We start from the raw sequence: 17,098 nt of genomic DNA, 5'->3' as shown, positions 1-17,098 counted from the left end.
TTCCTTAACTTCACAAATTTCTGAAGCAAGCGTACGTTCTGAAGCATGACGAAGGCCATCAGGGTCGCGGGGCTCCACAAGTCCTTCGGCCGCACCCCCGCCCTCGCCGGCCTCGACCTGACCGTCGAGGCCGGTGAGGTGCACGGCTTCCTCGGCCCGAACGGCGCCGGGAAGTCGACCGCGATCCGGGTCCTGCTCGGCCTGCTGCGCGCCGACTCGGGCGCCGCGCAGATCCTGGGCCGCGACCCCTGGAAGGACGCCGTGGAGGTGCACCGCCGGATCGCCTACGTCCCCGGCGACGTCACCCTGTGGCGCAACCTCTCGGGAGGCGAGGTCATCGACCTGTACGGCCGCCTGCGCGGGGGTCTGGACCCGGGCCGCCGCAGCGAGCTCGTCGACCGGTTCGAGCTGGACCCGACGAAGAAGGGGCGCACGTACTCGAAGGGCAACCGCCAGAAGGTCGCCCTGGTCGCCGCCTTCGCCTCCGACGTGGACCTGCTGATCCTCGACGAACCGACGTCCGGACTCGACCCCCTGATGGAGGAGGTCTTCCAGCGCTGCGTGGCGGAGGAACGGGACCGGGGCAGGACCGTGCTGCTGTCGTCCCACATCCTCAGCGAGGTCGAGGAACTCTGCGACCGCGTCAGCATCATCCGCGCCGGCCGCACCGTCGAGTCCGGCTCCCTGGCCGACCTGCGCCACCTCACCCGCACCAGCGTGACCGCCGAACTGGCAGGTCCTCCCAACGGCCTGGCGCACCTGCCCGGCGTCCACGACCTCGACGTCCAGGGCCACCGGGTCCGGCTCCAGGTCGACGCCGACCACCTCACGGCCGTACTGCGCTCGCTCGGCGAGTCCGGCGTACGGTCCCTGACCTCCACTCCCCCCACCCTCGAGGAACTCTTCCTCCGCCACTACCAGGAACAGGCATGAGCACCCTCACCGGCACCGGCACCCTGCTGCGCCTCGCAGTGCGCCGCGACCGGGCGACCACGCCGGTGTGGCTCGCGGCGAACGCCCTGATGGTCCTCTCCATGCCCAGCACCCTGAACGGCCTCTACGCCACCGACGCCGAACGCGCAGACCTGGTACGGCAGGTGGGGACCAACGCGTCGTTCCGGGCCCTGATCGGACCGCTCCACGACACCTCGCTCGGCGCGCTGACCGCCTGGCGGGTGGGTGTCTACGCCGGGCTGCTCACAGCCGTCACCAGCCTGCTCGTCGTCGTGCGGCACACCCGCGACGAGGAGGAGACCGGGCGCGCCGAACTGCTGGCGTCGGGTGCGGTGGGCCGCCGGGCGTCCCTGACCGCGGCCCTGCTGGCGGCGGCGGCCGCCAACGCCGTCCTCGCACTGCTGATCACGGCGGGCCTGGCGGAACAGGGCGTGGCCGGTGCCCTGGCCCTCGGGCTCGGTCTCGGCGCCGTCGGCATGGTCTTCGCGACCACCGCGGCGGTCGTGGCACAGCTGACGGAGAGCGCCCGGCTGGCGCGGGGGCTGACGTCGGCGGTCCTGGGCGCGGCCTTCGTCCTGCGCGCCGCGGGCGACTCGGCCGGGACGGACGGCTCCTCGGTGTGGACGTGGCTGTCCCCGCTGGGCTGGCTGGAGAACCTGCGCCCCTTCGCGGCCGAACGCTGGTGGGTGCTGCTGCTGTTCGCGGCGGCGGTACTGCTCCAGGCCGCCGCGGCCTACGTTCTGGCCGGACGCCGTGACCTGGGCACGAGCTTCTTCCCCGCCCGCCCGGGGCCGGCCGGCGGCCGCCTCGGCTCCGCCGCCGCCCTCGCCTGGCGGCTGCAGCGGGGCGCCGTGGTCGGCTGGTCGCTCGGCTTCTTCCTGGCCGGCGTGGTCTACGGCGGTCTGACGGAGGGCGCGGCCGACCTGGTCGGGGAGAACCGGAACGCCCGCGAGATCTTCGAGCGGATGGGCGGGCACAGCGGGCTGACCGACGCGTTCCTCGCCGCCATGGTCGGCATGCTGGGCCTGGTCGCCGCGCTGTACGTGGTGGCGTCGGTGCTCCGGCTGCACGGCGAGGAGACCTCGGGCCGTGCCGAACCCCTGCTCGCCTGCCCGGTCAGCCGCCTGCGTTGGGCGGCCGGCCATCTCGTCCTCGCCTTCGGCGGCGCGGCCCTGATCATGCTCCTGGCGGGCCTTGGCTTCGCCGTCGGCTACGGCAAGGAGGTGGGCCCGGTCCTGGGCGCCTGCCTGGTGCAGCTCCCGGCGGTATGGGTGATCGGCGGCCTGGCGGTGCTGCTGTACGGCCTCGCACCCCGGCTGGCCCCGGCGGCCTGGGGTGTCGCGGTGGCGGTGCTCCTGATCGGCTGGGTGGGGCCGGCCCTGAACGCCCCGCACCTCGTCCTCGACCTCTCCCCCTTCGGCCACCTACCGAAGCTGCCGGGCGGCGCGATGAAGTGGGGACCGGTACTGACGCTGCTGGCGCTGGCCGCGGTGCTGACGGCGACGGGGCTCGTGGGGTTGCGGCGACGGGACGTGATCAGCTGACGGCGGTCGTTCAGTCGATGTAGTCCTTGAGACCCTCGGTGTCGAGTTCGATGCCGACGGGGTCGGGGAGCGCGACCTTGCCGCCGAGCTTCACCACACGGTCCGATTGTGGGTGTCCGAGTCGTAAGAGGTGATCTCGACTGCCATCAACACGCCGGCGGGATCGGCCCAGTCACCCTGCCCGTTGAAGTGTCCCGTCGGTGCGAGCACGGCGTCGGGCTTGGCGCGGCCCGTGCGATACGCCTCGCCCTTCAGTCCTTGCCCCGTCGGGTTGAGGGTGAGGTCGGGCCGCGCCTGCTTGCAGCGGAAGACCAACCCCGATCCGTCCGTCGATGAACTCGAACCCGACGGTGTCGTCCACGTGTTCGGCGAATTCCGCGATCCGCTCGAACACGTCCGCGCCCCTCACCCGGAATCGGCGGGTGATCACCTCACTTCCACGCGCAGCCCCTCCAACCCCCTGATCACGAAGTTCGGCTTCCGCTCCGGCTCCGCCGCCAGGGTCAGCGTCGGGGCCCGTTCCAGCAGCGCCGTCATGGAGGCGGCCAGTTCGATACGGGCGAGGGGGGCGCCGATGCAGTAGTGGATGCCGGCGCTGAAGGAGATGTGGGGGTTGTCGCGGCGGGTGAGGTCGAGGCGGTCGGGGGCCTGGAACACCGCCGGGTCGTGGTTCGCGGAGCCGAAGAGCATGGCGATCTCGGCGCCGCGCGGGATCGTCGTCCCGTCGACCTCGATCTCGTCCAGCACCCAGCGTTCGAAGAGCTGGAGGGGGGTGTCGTAGCGCATCAGCTCCTCGATCGCGGTGGGGACCAGGGAGTGGTCGGCGCGGAGGGCGGCGAGTTGGGCGGGGTTGCGGAAGAGGGCGTACCAGCCGTTGACGGTGGCGTTGACGGTCGCCTCGTGGCCGGCGTTGAGGAGCAGGACCGCGGTGGAGATCATCTCCTGCTCGGTGAGCCGGTCGTCCTCGTCGTGCGCCTCGATGAGTCCGGAGATCAGGTCGTCGCCGGGCCGCCTGCGCCGCTCGGCGATCAGCTCCCGCAGGTACGCGGAGAACTCGGCCGACGCCCGCACCGCCTTCGCCGCCGTCTCCTGCGGCGGGTTCAGCTCGTACATCCCGCAGATGTCCGCCGACCAGGGCCGCAACGGGCCGCGGTCCGCCTCCGGGATGCCCAGCATCTCGGCGATCACGGCGACGGGGAGAGGCTCGGCGACATCGGTGAGCAGGTCGCCGCCGCCCTTCTCCACCAGCCCGTCGACGAGCTCACCGGCGAGCCGCGCCACGTACGGCCTGAGCCGCTCGACCGTGCGCGGGGTGAACGCCTTCGACACCAGGCGGCGGATGCGGGTGTGGTCCGGCGGTTCGAGGTCGAGCATGCCGTGGTCGTTGAGCGTGTGGAACGGCTCGTGCTCCGGCGGGGGTGCGGTCCGCCCGAACTCCTCGTGCGTGAACCGGTGCTGGTACGTCCGTCCCAGCCGCCGGTCCCGCAGCAGCCCCGAGACGTCGGCGTGGTGCGGGACCAGCCACTGGTTCGTGGGCTCGAAGAACTGCACCCGGCCCCGGGCGCGGAGCTCGGCGTAGGACGGGTACGGGTCGGCCAGGAAGTCCGGATCCCAGGGGTCGAAGGCTGCCATGCACGGACGTTAGACCGCCGGTACCTCTTCTGACCAGGGGTGTCTCAGGGGACGCGGAGGGCCGGTTCACGACAGCTCCGTCGCCGGGTCCGGAGAACGTCCCGCTGGTCACCGACGAGGCGGAGGCCTCGCGGGACGTGTTCCGCACGGCTTTCTCGGCGACGGCGCACGGGAAGGGCCCCGGCGCCGCTGCCATCAGGGCGTGTAGCGCCGGTCCGCCAGGGGTTGCGGACGGTCGGTCGGAGGCCAGGGCTGCTGCTGGGGCACGGGGAAGGCAGGGGTCCGGGTGGCCGGGGCGGTCCGGTCGCGTTGCCCGCCCACCACCTCCGGGTCGAACATGACGATCGCCGCGGCCAGGATCAGGGCCGCCACCGGGCCGGCCAGCATGACCAGGAGGAAGGCGAGCAGGCTCGTCGAGGAGTGGCCGCCCGCCTGCGCCTGGGCCACGTGGACGCTCACCGCGGACATGCCGGTGTAGTGCATGGTCGAGACGGCCGCGCCCATCACCAGGCTCGCGCCGACGGTCGCCCACACCGCGCTGATCGACACCGCCGCCCAGAGCGCCGCGGTCGCGGCGACCACGGCGATCACCACGGAGAGGACGACGACCGTGGTGTCGTAGTGGACGGTGCCGCCGGTGTTCATCGCCGTCATGCCGAGGTAGTGCATCGCGGCCACCCCGAGTCCGGCGAGGACGCCCGCGGTGCCCAGGGTGACAGGGCCCGAACCCCGGTAGCCGACGAGGAAGACGCCGACGGCGACCACCGCGATGCAGACGACGAGGCTCAGCACCGTCCGGCCGGTGTCGTAGCTGACCAGGGCGCCGTCCACGCTGAAGCCGATCATGGCGATGAAGTGCATGGTCCAGATGCCGCATCCGAGGGACACCGCGCCCAGGGCGAGCCAGCCGAATCGTTTCTCCCCGGGCCCGCGGCCGATCGAGCGGGTCGTGCAGCGCAGAGCCAGCACGGCGCCCAGGCAGGCCATGAGATAGGCGGCTATCGGGGTGACCAGGCCGTAGTGGAACTCGGACACGTCTGCGGTCATCGCGGCAACTTTCTTCACGCGAAACAGGGACGGAGAAGGGGACGGCGACGACTCCCGCCGGGGAAACGGGAGTCGGTCAGGAGAAGGCATGAGGGGACGGGGATGACTGGAACCGGCCACCTGGCCGAATCCCTTCACCATTCAAACACAACTTCAGCGCACCGTGTCCACACCTGTACCGCCCGCGATCGAATCGCAACAACGCCTGTGCTCTTGGCACGTGCGCCGACCCCGTCGACCCGCTACTTCGGCGTCACCAGCCGCGCCTCGTACGCGAACACCGCCGCCTGTGTGCGGTCCCTGAGGCCCAGCTTCACCAGGACGCGGCTGACATGGGTCTTGATCGTGGACTCGGCCACCACCAGACGCTCGGCCATCTCCGCGTTGGACAGCCCCTGCGCGATCAGGACCAGCACCTCCGTCTCCCGGTCGGTGAGATCGCCGTAGGCCGCGTGGGCCGTGGACATCAGGCGCGGGGTGCCGGAGAGCCGGGAGAACTCCGTGATCAGACGCCTGGTGACCGAAGGGGCCAGCAGGGCCTCGCCCGCCGCCACCACCCGCACCCCTTCGGCCAACTGGCGTGCGGAGGCGTCCTTGAGGAGAAAACCGGAGGCTCCCGCGCGCAGCGCCTGGTAGACGTACTCGTCCAGGTCGAAGGTGGTCAGGACCAGCACCTTCGCGGTGCTGTCGGCGGCCACGATCTCCCGGGTCGCCTCGATACCGTTCAGCTCGGGCATCCGGATGTCCATCAGCACCACGTCGGGGGAGAGTTCACGGACCCGGTCCACCGCCTCCCGGCCGTTGACCGCCTCACCGGCGACCTCGATGTCCGGCATCGCGTTGAGCAGGACCGAGAAGCCCTCGCGCACCATCATCTGGTCGTCGGCGATCAGTACCCGGATGGTCATGCGTCACCTTCCGGGGCGGCCGCGACGGGCAGGAACACCGTCACCTCGTAACCTCCTTCGGCCGTGCCGGCCGCCGTCATCTCGCCGTTCAGCATCGAGACGCGTTCCCGCATGCCCGTGATGCCGTGACCGGCGCCGGGGGACGGCTTGAGCAGGGCGGTCCGCGGCGGGGGGTCGTTGACCACGCGCAGGCCCAGGCCGCCGAGCACATAGGCGACCTCGACCCGGGCGGCCGCCCCCGGCGCGTGGCGCAGGGTGTTGCTCAGCGCCTCCTGCACGATCCGGTACGCCGACAGCTCCACGCCCTGCGGCAGTTCTCGCACCGCGCCGGTCATCGCCTTCTCGACATCCAGACCCGCCTCCCGCACATTGGCCAGCAGCCCGTCCAGGTCGGCGAGGGTCGGCTGCGGGGCGTCCGGCGCCTCGTAGTCCTCGGCCCGGACCACGCCCAGCACCCGGCGCAGTTCGGTGAGCGCCGCCACCGCGTTCTCCCGGATCGTGACGAACGCCTTCTCCAGTTCCGGCGGCGGGTTCTCGACGCGGTAGGGGGCCGCCTCGGCCTGGATGGCGACGACGGACATGTGATGGGCGACCACGTCGTGCAGTTCACGGGCGATCGTCGTGCGCTCCTCCAGAAGGGTGCGCCGGGACCGCTCGTGCGCGGTCACCGTCCGCTGGACGGTCATCTCCTGCCGGGCCGCGCTGCGGATGTGCCAGACGGTGACGCCCAGCAGGGACAGCGCGGACAGGAACAGCAGCCCCATGGTGTCCGACCCGTAGTAACGGCCGCCTTGGACCGTCTGCGCCATCGCGCCGTACAACGCCGTCAGCATCCACATCCACGCCGCCGTGCGCGGCCTGGTGCGTATCGCCACCACGGTGAGCACGAACAGGTGACAGGCGAAGCTGCCGTCCAGCCAGGGCCACGGGCTTTCCCAGTCGTCGCCCCCCATGACGGCCGCGACGGGGGTCGCCGCCATCGACAGCCAGAACGCGCCGACGGGCCGCACCATGGTCAGCAGGACCGGGACCAGGGCGAGCAGGCCGAGGACCAGGTTGACCGTCGCGCCTCTGACGGTGCTGTTCGAGGCGATGGACATGGCGAGCAGGCCGGCCGCCCCGATCAGGGCGTGCGGCGTCCAGGCCGCGTACTCCCGCAGCCTGGCCGGCAGGCGGCGGACGAGCGGGCCGTCCGTGCTCGCCCGGGGCAGCGGACGGTAGGCGAAGGCGTCCTGGAGGAGGTCCTGCCGCAGCCCTCGCAGGGCGTCCATCGCCGCCCGGAACTCCGGGCTGCGCGGCTTGTACGGCTCGAACGCGCCGTCCGGCGGCTGCGGCGGTGGCGCGGCGTGCGTGTGGGTCGTCTCGGTCACGGACACGACGGTAGGCGGCGGCGAGGGTCACCGTCGTCACCAGTGAGAAGGGTCCTGCGGGGTCCCTCTCAGGTACTACGGGGCTCAGCCACGGGCGGTCCTGTCAGTACCCCGCCGGGCGCACCAGGCCCGACTCGTACGCGAACACCGCCGCCTGTGTGCGGTCCCGCAGGCCCAGCTTCACCAGGATCCGGCCCACGTGCGTCTTCACGGTCTGCTCGGCGACCACCAGGCGCTCGGCGATCTCCGCGTTCGACAGGCCCTGCGCGATCAGCGCCAGCACCTCCGTCTCCCGTTCGGTCAGGTCGCCGACGCGGGCCTTCAGCGGAGCCCGCACCCCGCCCCCGTCCAGTTGGGAGAACCGGGCGATCAGCCGCCGGGTGATGACGGGCGCGATCAGCGCGTCCCCGGCCGCCACCACCTGCACCGCCTCGGCCAGTTTGGCTGCGGACGCGTCCTTGAGCAGGAACCCGGACGCACCCGCCCGCAGCGCCTCGTACACGTACTCGTCGAGGTCGAAGGTGGTGAGCACCAGCACCTTGATGTGCGGGCGTTCGCCGACGATGCGGCGGGTCGCCTCGATCCCGCCGAGTTCGGGCATCCGGATGTCCATCAGGACCACGTCCGGGGTGAGTTCGCCGACCTTGGTCACCGCGTCCAGCCCGTCCACCGCCTGCCCGACCACCTCGATACCGGGCTGGGCGTTCAGCAGCACGGTGAAGCCCTGCCGGACCATCTGCTGGTCGTCGGCGATGACCACGCGGATGGGACTGCCACTGCTGTTCGTCATGCGCGGTCGTCCTTCGGGTGGAGGGCACGGGGCGTGCCGGTGCCGGGGTCCCGGGTACGGCCGGCCACCAGGCCGGCGTCCGGAGCGGTGGCCGGGAGCTCGGCGAAGACCCGGTAGCCGCCGTCCGCCCCGGGGCCCGCGGTCAGTGACCCGCCGAGCATCGCCGCCCGCTCGCGCATACCGAGCAGTCCGTGCCCGGCGCCGGGCGACGGCGGCCCGGGCCGGGCCGGACGGGAGTTCGCGACGGACACCAGCAGACCGTAGGGGATGTACTCGATCTCGACATGGGCGGTGGCTCCCGGCGCGTGCCGCAGCACGTTGCTCAGCGCCTCCTGCACGATCCGGTACGCCGACAGCTCCACGCCCGACTGCATCGGACGGCGCTCGCCGTTGATCCGGGTGGTGACGGTCAGACCGGCCGCCCGGGTGTTCTCGACCAGCGCCTCCAGCCGGTCCAGGGTCGGCTGCGGGCTGTGCGGCCCGGCGCCGCCGTCGTCGGGCGCGTCCGCGTCGGGGCTCTCCGAGCGCAGCACGCCCAGCACCCTGCGCAGTTCGGTGAGCGCCTCCAGCGCGTTGTGCCGGATGCCTTCGAGGTTCTCCCTGAGCTCGTCCGGAGGGTTCTCCACCAGGTGGGGGGCGACCTGGGCCTGGATGGAGATCACCGACATGTGGTGGGCGACCACGTCGTGCAGCTCGCGCGCGATCCGGCTGCGCTCCTCCAGGAGGGTGCGCCGGGCCCGTTCCTCGGCGGTGAGCGTGGTCTGGCGGTTGAGCTCCGCGCGCGCCACCCGGCGGCCGCGCAGCGCGGTGCCGAGCGCGACCACGACCGCGGCCAGGACGACGGTGACCACCGACGTGGACTGGTGGGGCGGCGCGCCCCAGACGCCGTCGAGGAGCCAGGTGACCAGGACGGTCAGGGCCAGTGCCTCGGCGGCCACCCGGGCGCGGACCCGCAGCGTGAGCAGCAGCAGGACCAGCAGCTGCGCGATCATCCCGGCCACGGTCCAGGGCCAGGTGAACAGGACCGCCGGTGTGGTGCCCAGCCGCCCGTGCAGCGTGACGGCGGCCACCAGCATGGCGCCCGTCGACAGCCACCAGGCCGGGAGGGGCCGCCACATCGCGAGCAGCACGGCGGCGCCCGGAGCGAACCCGAGCAGGGAGGCGAGACCTGCACCCAGATGCCCGTTGTGCTGGAGCTGTGCGACGCCGCCGATCGTGATGCCGACCGCCGCCACGCACAGCACACCGTGCGGCAGCCGGCCCTGCCGCCCGGGGGCGGGCAGCGGGTCTGCACGAAGGGTCCACAGGTCGTCGTGGAGTGTCCGCAGCCAGCGCGGCACGCGGTCGAGCCGCTCCGCCTGCCGGGTCCCCGTTTCCGTCACAGCGGCCAGCCTAGACACGGCGGGCTCCTGTCGGTGTCGCCCGATCGGACGAGCGGTGGGTCCGCACGACGCGCGAGGGGACGACGCCGTCGGTCCGGGCGACGCGGGCGCCGGCGCGGGCGACACGTGGCCGGACGAGACGCGTGCGGGAGCGGGGGCGGTGTCCGGGACCGGGGCGCTCGTACGTGTGGAACGCCGCCCAGCAGACGGCGAGCGCCAGGGCGAACGCCGGGAGCCACAGCAGGCGGTCACCGACCCAGCCGACATGGTCGGGAGGTGTGTGCAGGCCGGGGAGCCGGCCCAGCAGCAGACCGGTGGCCGTGGTCGCCATCAGGGCCGTCTGGTGCCAGAGGAAGATCGTCATCGCGGAGAGGTTCACGAAGGCCACCGCCGCCCAGGCGAGCGGACGGCGCATCGTACGGCGCAGCCGCTCGCGCAGGAGCAGGGCGAGGCCGCACTGCGCCAGGCCGAAGGTGACGGCGGCGAGGGTGGGCGGGTCGAGGTTGGAGACGGCGGCGCCGGGGACGCCGACCATCGCCGCCGGGTAGCCGGCGAAGCCGACCAGCCCGGCCGTCGCCGCCGTACCGCCTATGAGCAGCACCCAGCCGGCGCGCGGCCGGTCCAGTTCGCCGCGGGTCCAGGCGGCACCCAGGGTGTACGGCACCAGCCAGCCCGCGGCCAGGTTCACCCAGCCGATCCCGGCCGGTGCGCCGAAACCGAAACGGAGCAGGTCCACATGGAGTACGACGGCCAGCGGCCACAGCGGGCTGAGCCGGGCGACGAGGGGGGTCGCCGCCGTCAGGGCCGCGAACACCACGAGGAACCAGAGCGGGGACAGGGCGAGTTTGACGAGGGTGTGCACGGTGGCGAAGTCGGTGCCGGACAGCAGGAGGGCGGTGGTCGTGACCGTCCACAGGGCGAGGAGGGCGGCGACCGGTTTGCAGAGGCGGGCGAGGCGGGAGCGCAGCCAGCGGTGGTAGGGGATCCCGTCGGCCTGGGCGGTGGCGTGACTGCGGGTGGCCACGTGGCCGCCGACCAGGAAGAACACGGCGAGGGTCTGGAACGCCCAGGAGACCGGGGCCAGTACGGGCAGGTGCTGGAGGGGGCTGCTGGTGCTCAGCCTGCCGCCGTCCGCCACCAGCGCGGTGACCAGCCAGTGGCCGAGCACCACACCGAGCACCGCGAAGGCGCGCAGGGCGTCCACGGCACGGTCCCGGTCGGGTGGGGTGGCCGCGTCCACGCGGTGGGCGAGCCGCCGTACGGCGTGCGGAAGGTGCGGGGCATGGCGTACCGCGTGCAGGGGGTGGGGGTGCTGGGCGTCGGGTGTCGGTGGCTTACGCACGGGTGACCTCCGTTGTCTCGCCGAGGACGATCCGGGCGAGGTTGGCCAGGGAGGCCGAGCCCGGGGTGAAGTAGTCGCTGTGGCCGCCGGGTCCTGCCGCGAAGACGCGGGCGCCGAAGGCCGGGGACACGGGGTCGGTGCCGAAGCCGACGTCCGTGCCGAAGAGGCCGGCGCGCAGGTGCGGCACGTCGGCGATCCAGTCGTCGGCGCCTCGGGCCGCCCAGACGCGGGCCGACGTGTGCAGGGCCGCGGCCGAGTCGGTGCCGGTGCCCGGGCTGCCGACCAGGGCGATGTCGGTGACGCCGAGACCGGAGAGGGTGGGGGCGGCACGGGCGCAGACGACCGTGCCGTAGGAGTGGCAGAGGAGGGAGACGGCCGGCGGCTTCGGGCGGGCGCGGCAGTGGGGGCGGGCGGTGAGGGTGCGCAGTTCGCGGACGAACTCGCGCAGGTGCGGGGCCGCTTGGTCGGCCCTGCCGGAGGTGAGGACCGTGGTGCTGATCGTGGCGGGGGTGCGGTAGCCGAGCCAGGCGACGACGGCGGTGCGGGTGCGCGGCTGCTCGTGGCTGAGGCGCCGGTACAGGGAGTCGGCGGCGGTGTGGAAGCGGGCGTAGGTGTCGAGGGTGGTGTCGGAGCCGGGGACCAGGACGGCGATACGGGTGGCCCGCGTCAGGTCGCCGAGGACCTCGGTGGCCTGGCCGGTGCCGCGGGCGTCGAAGTGGAGGAGGTGACGGGGCGGGGAGGCGAGGGCCCGGTCGGCGGCGGCGCGGGAGGTGTCGCCGTGGGCGGCGGCCATGCGGGCGGCTTCGGCCGCGTCGGCGCGGTTGGCCGCGTAGGCGGTGGCGAGGGAGGCCGGGGTGAGGGGGATGGGGAGCGGGGCGGGGGACGGGGCGGGGATGTGGGGGGTGACGGCCGCGGAGAGGGGAAGGACCACGGCGGTGGTGAGGAGGGCGGCAAGGAGCGTGCGGCGGGTTCTGGAGGGGGGCGCGGTTGCCGTTGCCGGAGGGGCGAGGAGGGTGTCGCCTGGGCGGGGGGTTTCGCTCGCCCGCGTCCGACGCGCCGTGTTCCGCATTGCGGGCCTCCCCGTTCAGTTCGCCCGGGTGTCGGGCTGGTCTGATCGGGAAGTTACGGAGCGGGGTGTGTCGTTCGCGTCCCGCTCGGGAGCTCTTCTCCGGGGTAGCTCTCAGGTACTACGGGTATCTCCGGGGAGACCCCCGAAGGGGCCCCGGCCCGTGCTCAGTAGGCCAGTTGGGCGATCTCCTCCGCTACCACCGCGCAGGCGTCCGCCGCCGGGTCGATCAGCGGGAAGTGGCCGACCTCCTCCAGCAGCGTCAGCCCCACCACCTCGCCCGCCCTGGCCGCCGCGTCCGCGTAGGACTCGGCGACCGCCTGGGGGACGACCGTGTCGGTACGGCCCTGGACCAGGGTGGTCGCGATACCGGTGGGAAGGAGCAGGGCCGGGTCCGCGTACCCCTGACGGTCGGCGAACTTCGCTTCCCCACCGAGCAGTTGCAGCGCGGCGTTCCCGCAGACGTCCAGCTTCTCCGCCATCGCGAAGTCGGCGATCGGGGCCAGCGCCACGACCCCGCGGAGCAGGGCGGGGGCGGAGGTGCGCCACGGGGCGTCGGCGGGCAGCACGTGCCGCGCCGCCGCCCACAGGGCGAGGTGACCGCCCGCCGAGTGGCCGGTGAGGACCGTACGGCGCAGGTCCGCCTGCGGCAGCGCCTCGCGGGCCAGGGCGGGCAGCGCGTCCAGGGCCGCGGCCACGTCGTCGAAGGTGTCCGGCCAGCGCCCGGCCACCGGTGCCGTACCGCCCTGTGCGGGCAGCGTCGCGCCGCGCCGGTACTCGACGTTGGCCACGGCGAAACCGCGCCGGGCCAGGTAGTCGGCGAACGGCGTGATGTGGAGGCGGTCGTACGGTGCGCGCCAGGCGCCGCCGTGCAGGACCACGATCAGGGGCACCGACGGCCCGCCGGCGCGCGGGGCGTAGAAGTCGATCACCTGGTCGGGGTGGTCGCCGTAGGCCGCCGTGGCGTCGGGCTCGACGTGCGGGTGCGAGAAGGCCGACTCCTCCTCGGCTGCGGCCCGTTCTGCTGCGGCGTCGTCCGGCATGCTCCAACCTCTCAGCGGCGTATCGATGTTGGCGGACCGGGGAGGGAGATCGGCCGTTGGCCGGGACGGTACCAGGCCGATGACGTGCGCGGACACGTGGATGTCACGCACGGTGAGGATTAAACGGATCTGTACCGTCCCGGTGCCCTCGACACGGGTCGTCGTATCCCCATGTCGACCCGCTCGGGCCGAGCCCGGGCCGCTACACGACCTCCCCCAGCACCCGCACCGCCCGCTCCACGTCCGCGAAGCCGACGTACAGCGGGGTGAACCCGAAGCGGAGGACGTCGGGGTGCCGGAAGTCCCCGACCACGCCCCGCGCGATCAGCCGTCCCATCACGTCCCCGGCGTCGGCGCAGCGCAGCGCGATCTGGCTGCCGCGCTCCTCGTGCGCCACCGGGGTCAGGCACTCGACACGGCCCGCCGGCAGGTACGCCTCGACGCACTCCAGGAAGAAGTCCGTCAGGGCGAGGGACTTGGCCCGTACGGCGTCGACCGGGACCCCTTCCCAGACCTCCAGCGCCGCCTCCAGGGCCAGCATGGAGAGGATGTCCGGGGTGCCGACGCGCCCGCGCAGCGCGCCCGGCGCGGGCGTGTAGGACGGGCTCATGCCGAACGGCTCGGCGTGCGAGTTCCAGCCGGGCAGCGGGGAGTCGAAGCGGTCCTGCAGCTCCCGCCGCACGTACAGGTACGCCGGTGCACCCGGGCCGCCGTTCAGGTACTTGTAGGTGCAGCCCACGGCCAGGTCCACCCCGTGCTCGTCGAGGCCGACCGGCAGCGCGCCCGCGCTGTGGCACAGGTCCCAGACGGCCACGGCACCGGCCGCGTGGATCGCGGCGGTGAGGGCGGGGAGGTCGTGCAGCCGGCCCGTGCGGTAGTCGACGTGGTTGAGGAGGACGGCGGCGGTGCGGTCACCGAGGGCGTCGCGCACCCCGGCCGGGGCCACCGGACGCAGCACGCGACCCGTCAGGCGGGCGGCGGACTCGGCGATGTACCCGTCGGTGGGGAAGGTGGTCGCGTCGACGAGGATCTCGTCACGGCCCTCCGCCGCGAGCCGTACCGCGCCCACGAGTGCCTTGAAGACGTTGACACTTGTCGAGTCGCCGACCACGATCTGCCCGGCTTCGGCGCCCACCAGCGGGGCGATCCGGTCGCCGATCCGCTCCGGCGCCGTCCACCAGCCGCTCTCCTCCCAGGACCGGATGCGCAGTTCGCCCCACTGCCGTCGTACGACGTCCTCGACCCGGCCGGGGACGTGCGCGGGCAGGGCGCCCAGGGAGTTGCCGTCGAGGTAGACGCCCGCGGCGTCGGCCGCGTGACCGGACGCAGGATCACCGGACACCGGGGCGAGGACGAAGCGCTCGCGCACCCCGGCCAGCTCGTCCTCGCCGTCCAGCTTCTGTGCCCTCAGCACGAGCTCAGACATGGGACCTCGCCGTCCACAGCTCCGGGAACACGTTCTTGCGGGCGCGCTTCTCCAGCCAGGCGACACCGGCCGAACCGCCGGTGCCGGGCTTGGCGCCCATGGCGCGGCGGGTGGCGACCAGGTGGTCGTTGCGCCAGCGCCAGACGAGTTCGGCGACGTCGGTCAACGCCTCGCCGAGACGGGCGAGTTCGGCGTCCTCGGGGCCGGAGTAGACGGCGGTCCAGGCCGCCTCCACGGCGTCGTCGGACTCGTAGCGCCCGGAGACGTCACGGTGCAGCACCGCGTCCGGGACGGCGTGGCCGCGGCGCGCGAGCAGCCGTACCGCCTCGTCGTACAGGCTCGGCTCGTGCAGGGCCTTCTCCAGCTCCGCGTGGACGCGGGGCGCGCCGCGGTGCGGGACGAGCATGGACGCGGACTTCTCGCCGAGCAGGAACTCCATCCGCCGGTACATCGCCGACTGGAAGCCGGAGCCCTCGCCGAGGGCGGAGCGGTAGGAGTTGAACTGGGCGGGGGTGAGCTGGCCGAGCGGCTTCCAGGAGGCGTTCAGCGCCTCCAGCTCACGGGTGGAACGCTTCAGCGCGGCGATCGCGGTGGGGATGTCGTCGCCGCGCAGGGCCGCCGCGGCGGTCTCCCACTCGTGGACGATGACTGTGAACCACAGCTCCATGACCTGGGTCGTGACCAGGAAGACCATCTCTCCGGGGTCGTCGGAGAGGGTGTGCTGGAGGTGGGTGAGCACGTCCGCCTTGACGTAGTCCTCGTACGGCGTCGTGCCGGCGAAGTCGAGATGCGGGGTCTCGGGCTCGTTCGTCTCGTGAGCCTCTTGGGACATCGCTGTCTCCTGTTGTACTCCGGGTAGCGGTCCGCCCCTGCCGATGCCGACACGGGGGCCCCGGTCCCCACCCGCATCTTGCGCAACCTACCCCGCACACGGCAAGGCCCGCCCCCTGCGGGACCGGCCACACCGCCGAACGGATGACCCAGCCGAGCGTCTGCGCCGCGGTCGGGGAGACGCGGTTGTTCTCGCACCCCAAAAGAAGGCAAGTACACGGCCCTTCCGGCGGACTGCGCCCCGCTGCCGTACGAACGGCTGTCGGGCTCGCTCGGTACTCCGGCGGTCCGGATACGACCGCGCCCGTGTGGTCATCCGGAGCCGGAACTGCCCGCCGACTCGCTGGCGGTACGGCGGTGCTCGGCGTTGATGCGCTGCGCTTCCTCGAGCTGGTCCTCGAGGATGACGATGCGGCACGCGGCCTCGATCGGAGTCCCCTTGTCGACGAGCTCGCGGGCGCGGGCCGCGATCCGCAGTTGGTAGCGGGAGTACCGGCGATGTCCCCCCTCCGAGCGGAGCGGAGTGATCAGGCGAGCCTCACCGATGGCTCGGAGGAAGGCCGGAGTGGTGCCGAGCATCTCGGCTGCCCGGCCCATGGTGTACGCAGGGTAGTCGTCGTCGTCCAGACGATCATTCAGGGGGATGTCCGATGTCATGTCACCTCGCTGTGCAACGCGTCGAGGGGCCCTGGTGCCGTACGGCACCAGGGCCCCGAAGGAAATTCAACACCATCTGTCGGCCCTACTGCTGTGCCGACCTTCTGTTTCCGCTACCCGGCCCGGCAGGGCGGAGCGGGGGATCGCAGCTGCGTGACCGGGGACCACCATCCAATCCGGGGTCTTGCGGTACCCGGACCGAGCGCTTCTCGGGCCGGGCGATCCTGATGGCGTCTGCTCCTCCGTTCCTCTCGTACCAACCACTGAATGAACCGGTACTGCTGCCGGCAGCTCCTCTACGCACGAGCCGCCCAGTGCGGCTCCCAGCTCCGTCACCGTTCTGGGAACACTGTGGCTCCGAGGCTCGAGAGCCGCACTGACCTGCGTACTTCGCTTCCAGCTACCGCCAGTTCATGTCTGGCGGGGTCTCTTTCGACCGTGTCTACGAGAAGTAGCGTACCCACATCGGGAGCGAAAATCTACTCACGCAGAAGTAGATTTCACCCTTGTGATGGAGGAAGAAGCCTGCGGTCCCGCGGGCGGTCCCTGATACGGGTGAGCCGAATAAGCTCTGCTGTCATGTCGAACCCTGATGAGTTGCTTGTCGCCATCTCGGCCGCGGTGGAGTCCGAGCGGAGCAATCAGATGTCGCTGACCGTGGTGGTCGGCGGTGCCGTCATCACCGGCCGGCTGGCTCCCGAGGCCGTGTGGAGGGAGCGGGTCGCGGAGGTCCTGAAGGACTCGGACCGTCTCGGCCCGTTCTCGGACGTCTTCACCCGCGGTCCGCGAGGGAACCGGCCCGGTCGCGGCGAGGCGCCCACGCATCTGCACTTTCACCTCGCCCGGATCCTGCAGGGCAGCCTCGGGATCCCGGAGACGGGCGGCATGTACCGGGTCGCGATCGAGGACGTCAGCGCATGGACCGTGGGAGATCTCGTCCACTTCGACCGGTGAGACGCCGTCTCCGCCCCGTTGCCCCCGGCGGTTTCCGAGCGGACGGCGGCACAGCGGTGGGGGCCCTGCCGACGCGCGTCGGCAGGGCCCCCCCCCCGCCCGCTTGGCGGGGGGCCCCCCCCCCCCAAAGGAAAGCACAACAAATTTAAACA

14 protein-coding genes and 2 pseudogenes are annotated in these 17,098 nt (G+C 72.5%); 3 read left to right on the top strand and 13 right to left on the bottom strand.

Annotation, left to right across the window (positions count from 1 at the left end):
- The first annotated feature begins 45 nt into the window (after positions 1-45).
- Both ABZ646_RS01455 and ABZ646_RS01450 read left to right on the top strand, forming a co-directional pair.
- Complete coding sequence (locus ABZ646_RS01455; protein ID WP_360511757.1) at positions 46-933, top strand: ABC transporter ATP-binding protein; 888 nt, start codon at positions 46-48, stop codon at positions 931-933.
- Positions 930-2,498, top strand: a complete 1,569-nt coding sequence (locus tag ABZ646_RS01450) for an ABC transporter permease (protein ID WP_360511755.1) — start codon at positions 930-932, stop codon at positions 2,496-2,498. The genes ABZ646_RS01455 and ABZ646_RS01450 overlap by 4 nt, the downstream gene beginning before the upstream one ends.
- A 10-nt stretch (positions 2,499-2,508) precedes the next feature.
- Here the strand turns inward: ABZ646_RS01450 and ABZ646_RS01445 are convergent.
- The 13 genes and pseudogenes from ABZ646_RS01445 to ABZ646_RS01385 all read right to left on the bottom strand — a co-directional run.
- Positions 2,509-2,804 (bottom strand): annotated as a pseudogene (locus tag ABZ646_RS01445) (Uma2 family endonuclease); the annotation flags it as partial.
- Between the two features lie 120 nt (positions 2,805-2,924).
- Positions 2,925-4,130: a cytochrome P450 gene (locus tag ABZ646_RS01440; RefSeq protein ID WP_360511753.1), complete on the bottom strand. Its 1,206-nt coding sequence runs from the start codon at positions 4,128-4,130 to the stop codon at positions 2,925-2,927.
- A gap of 195 nt (positions 4,131-4,325) precedes the next feature.
- Positions 4,326-5,177 carry an MHYT domain-containing protein gene (locus ABZ646_RS01435; RefSeq protein WP_360511751.1) on the bottom strand — a complete coding sequence of 284 codons (852 nt, stop codon included), beginning with the start codon at positions 5,175-5,177 and terminating at the stop codon, positions 4,326-4,328.
- Positions 5,178-5,419: 242 nt separating this feature from the next.
- Positions 5,420-6,085, bottom strand: a complete 666-nt coding sequence (locus ABZ646_RS01430; RefSeq protein WP_360511749.1) for a response regulator transcription factor — start codon at positions 6,083-6,085, stop codon at positions 5,420-5,422.
- Entirely contained in the window at positions 6,082-7,455 is a 1,374-nt protein-coding gene (locus ABZ646_RS01425; protein ID WP_360511747.1) for a histidine kinase, read from the bottom strand. Before ABZ646_RS01425 ends, ABZ646_RS01430 begins: the two co-directional genes overlap by 4 nt.
- A gap of 103 nt (positions 7,456-7,558) precedes the next feature.
- Entirely contained in the window at positions 7,559-8,245 is a 687-nt protein-coding gene (locus ABZ646_RS01420) for a response regulator transcription factor (protein ID WP_360511745.1), read from the bottom strand.
- Positions 8,242-9,627: a sensor histidine kinase gene (locus tag ABZ646_RS01415; protein ID WP_360511743.1), complete on the bottom strand. Its 1,386-nt coding sequence runs from the start codon at positions 9,625-9,627 to the stop codon at positions 8,242-8,244. Before ABZ646_RS01415 ends, ABZ646_RS01420 begins: the two co-directional genes overlap by 4 nt.
- Positions 9,628-9,637: 10 nt before the next feature.
- Positions 9,638-10,927, bottom strand: coding sequence for an acyltransferase (locus ABZ646_RS01410; protein ID WP_360511821.1), 1,290 nt, complete (start codon positions 10,925-10,927; stop codon positions 9,638-9,640).
- Between the two features lie 34 nt (positions 10,928-10,961).
- Positions 10,962-11,936: pseudogene (locus ABZ646_RS01405) on the bottom strand (alpha/beta hydrolase); the annotation flags it as partial.
- A 266-nt stretch (positions 11,937-12,202) separates the two neighbouring features.
- Complete coding sequence (locus tag ABZ646_RS01400) at positions 12,203-13,078, bottom strand: alpha/beta hydrolase (protein ID WP_360511741.1); 876 nt, start codon at positions 13,076-13,078, stop codon at positions 12,203-12,205.
- A 202-nt stretch (positions 13,079-13,280) separates the two neighbouring features.
- Positions 13,281-14,504, bottom strand: a complete 1,224-nt coding sequence (gene kynU, locus ABZ646_RS01395; RefSeq protein ID WP_360511739.1) for a kynureninase — start codon at positions 14,502-14,504, stop codon at positions 13,281-13,283.
- Positions 14,497-15,336: a tryptophan 2,3-dioxygenase family protein gene (locus tag ABZ646_RS01390; RefSeq protein WP_360511737.1), complete on the bottom strand. Its 840-nt coding sequence runs from the start codon at positions 15,334-15,336 to the stop codon at positions 14,497-14,499. The genes kynU and ABZ646_RS01390 overlap by 8 nt, the downstream gene beginning before the upstream one ends.
- 311 nt (positions 15,337-15,647) lie before the next feature.
- The gene (locus tag ABZ646_RS01385) at positions 15,648-15,992 is read right to left on the bottom strand and encodes a MerR family transcriptional regulator (protein ID WP_360511735.1); all 345 of its coding nucleotides are present in this window, start codon (positions 15,990-15,992) and stop codon (positions 15,648-15,650) included.
- Positions 15,993-16,571: 579 nt separating this feature from the next.
- Between ABZ646_RS01385 and ABZ646_RS01380 the strand changes: the two genes are divergently transcribed.
- Positions 16,572-16,946 carry a hypothetical protein gene (locus tag ABZ646_RS01380; RefSeq protein WP_360511733.1) on the top strand — a complete coding sequence of 125 codons (375 nt, stop codon included), beginning with the start codon at positions 16,572-16,574 and terminating at the stop codon, positions 16,944-16,946.
- The last annotated feature ends 152 nt before the right edge of the window (positions 16,947-17,098 follow it).

The sequence above is a fragment of the Streptomyces sp. NPDC007162 genome (assembly GCF_040634175.1).
Classification (GTDB): Bacteria; Actinomycetota; Actinomycetes; order Streptomycetales; family Streptomycetaceae; genus Streptomyces.
This window is presented reverse-complemented; position numbering and strand designations above follow the sequence as displayed.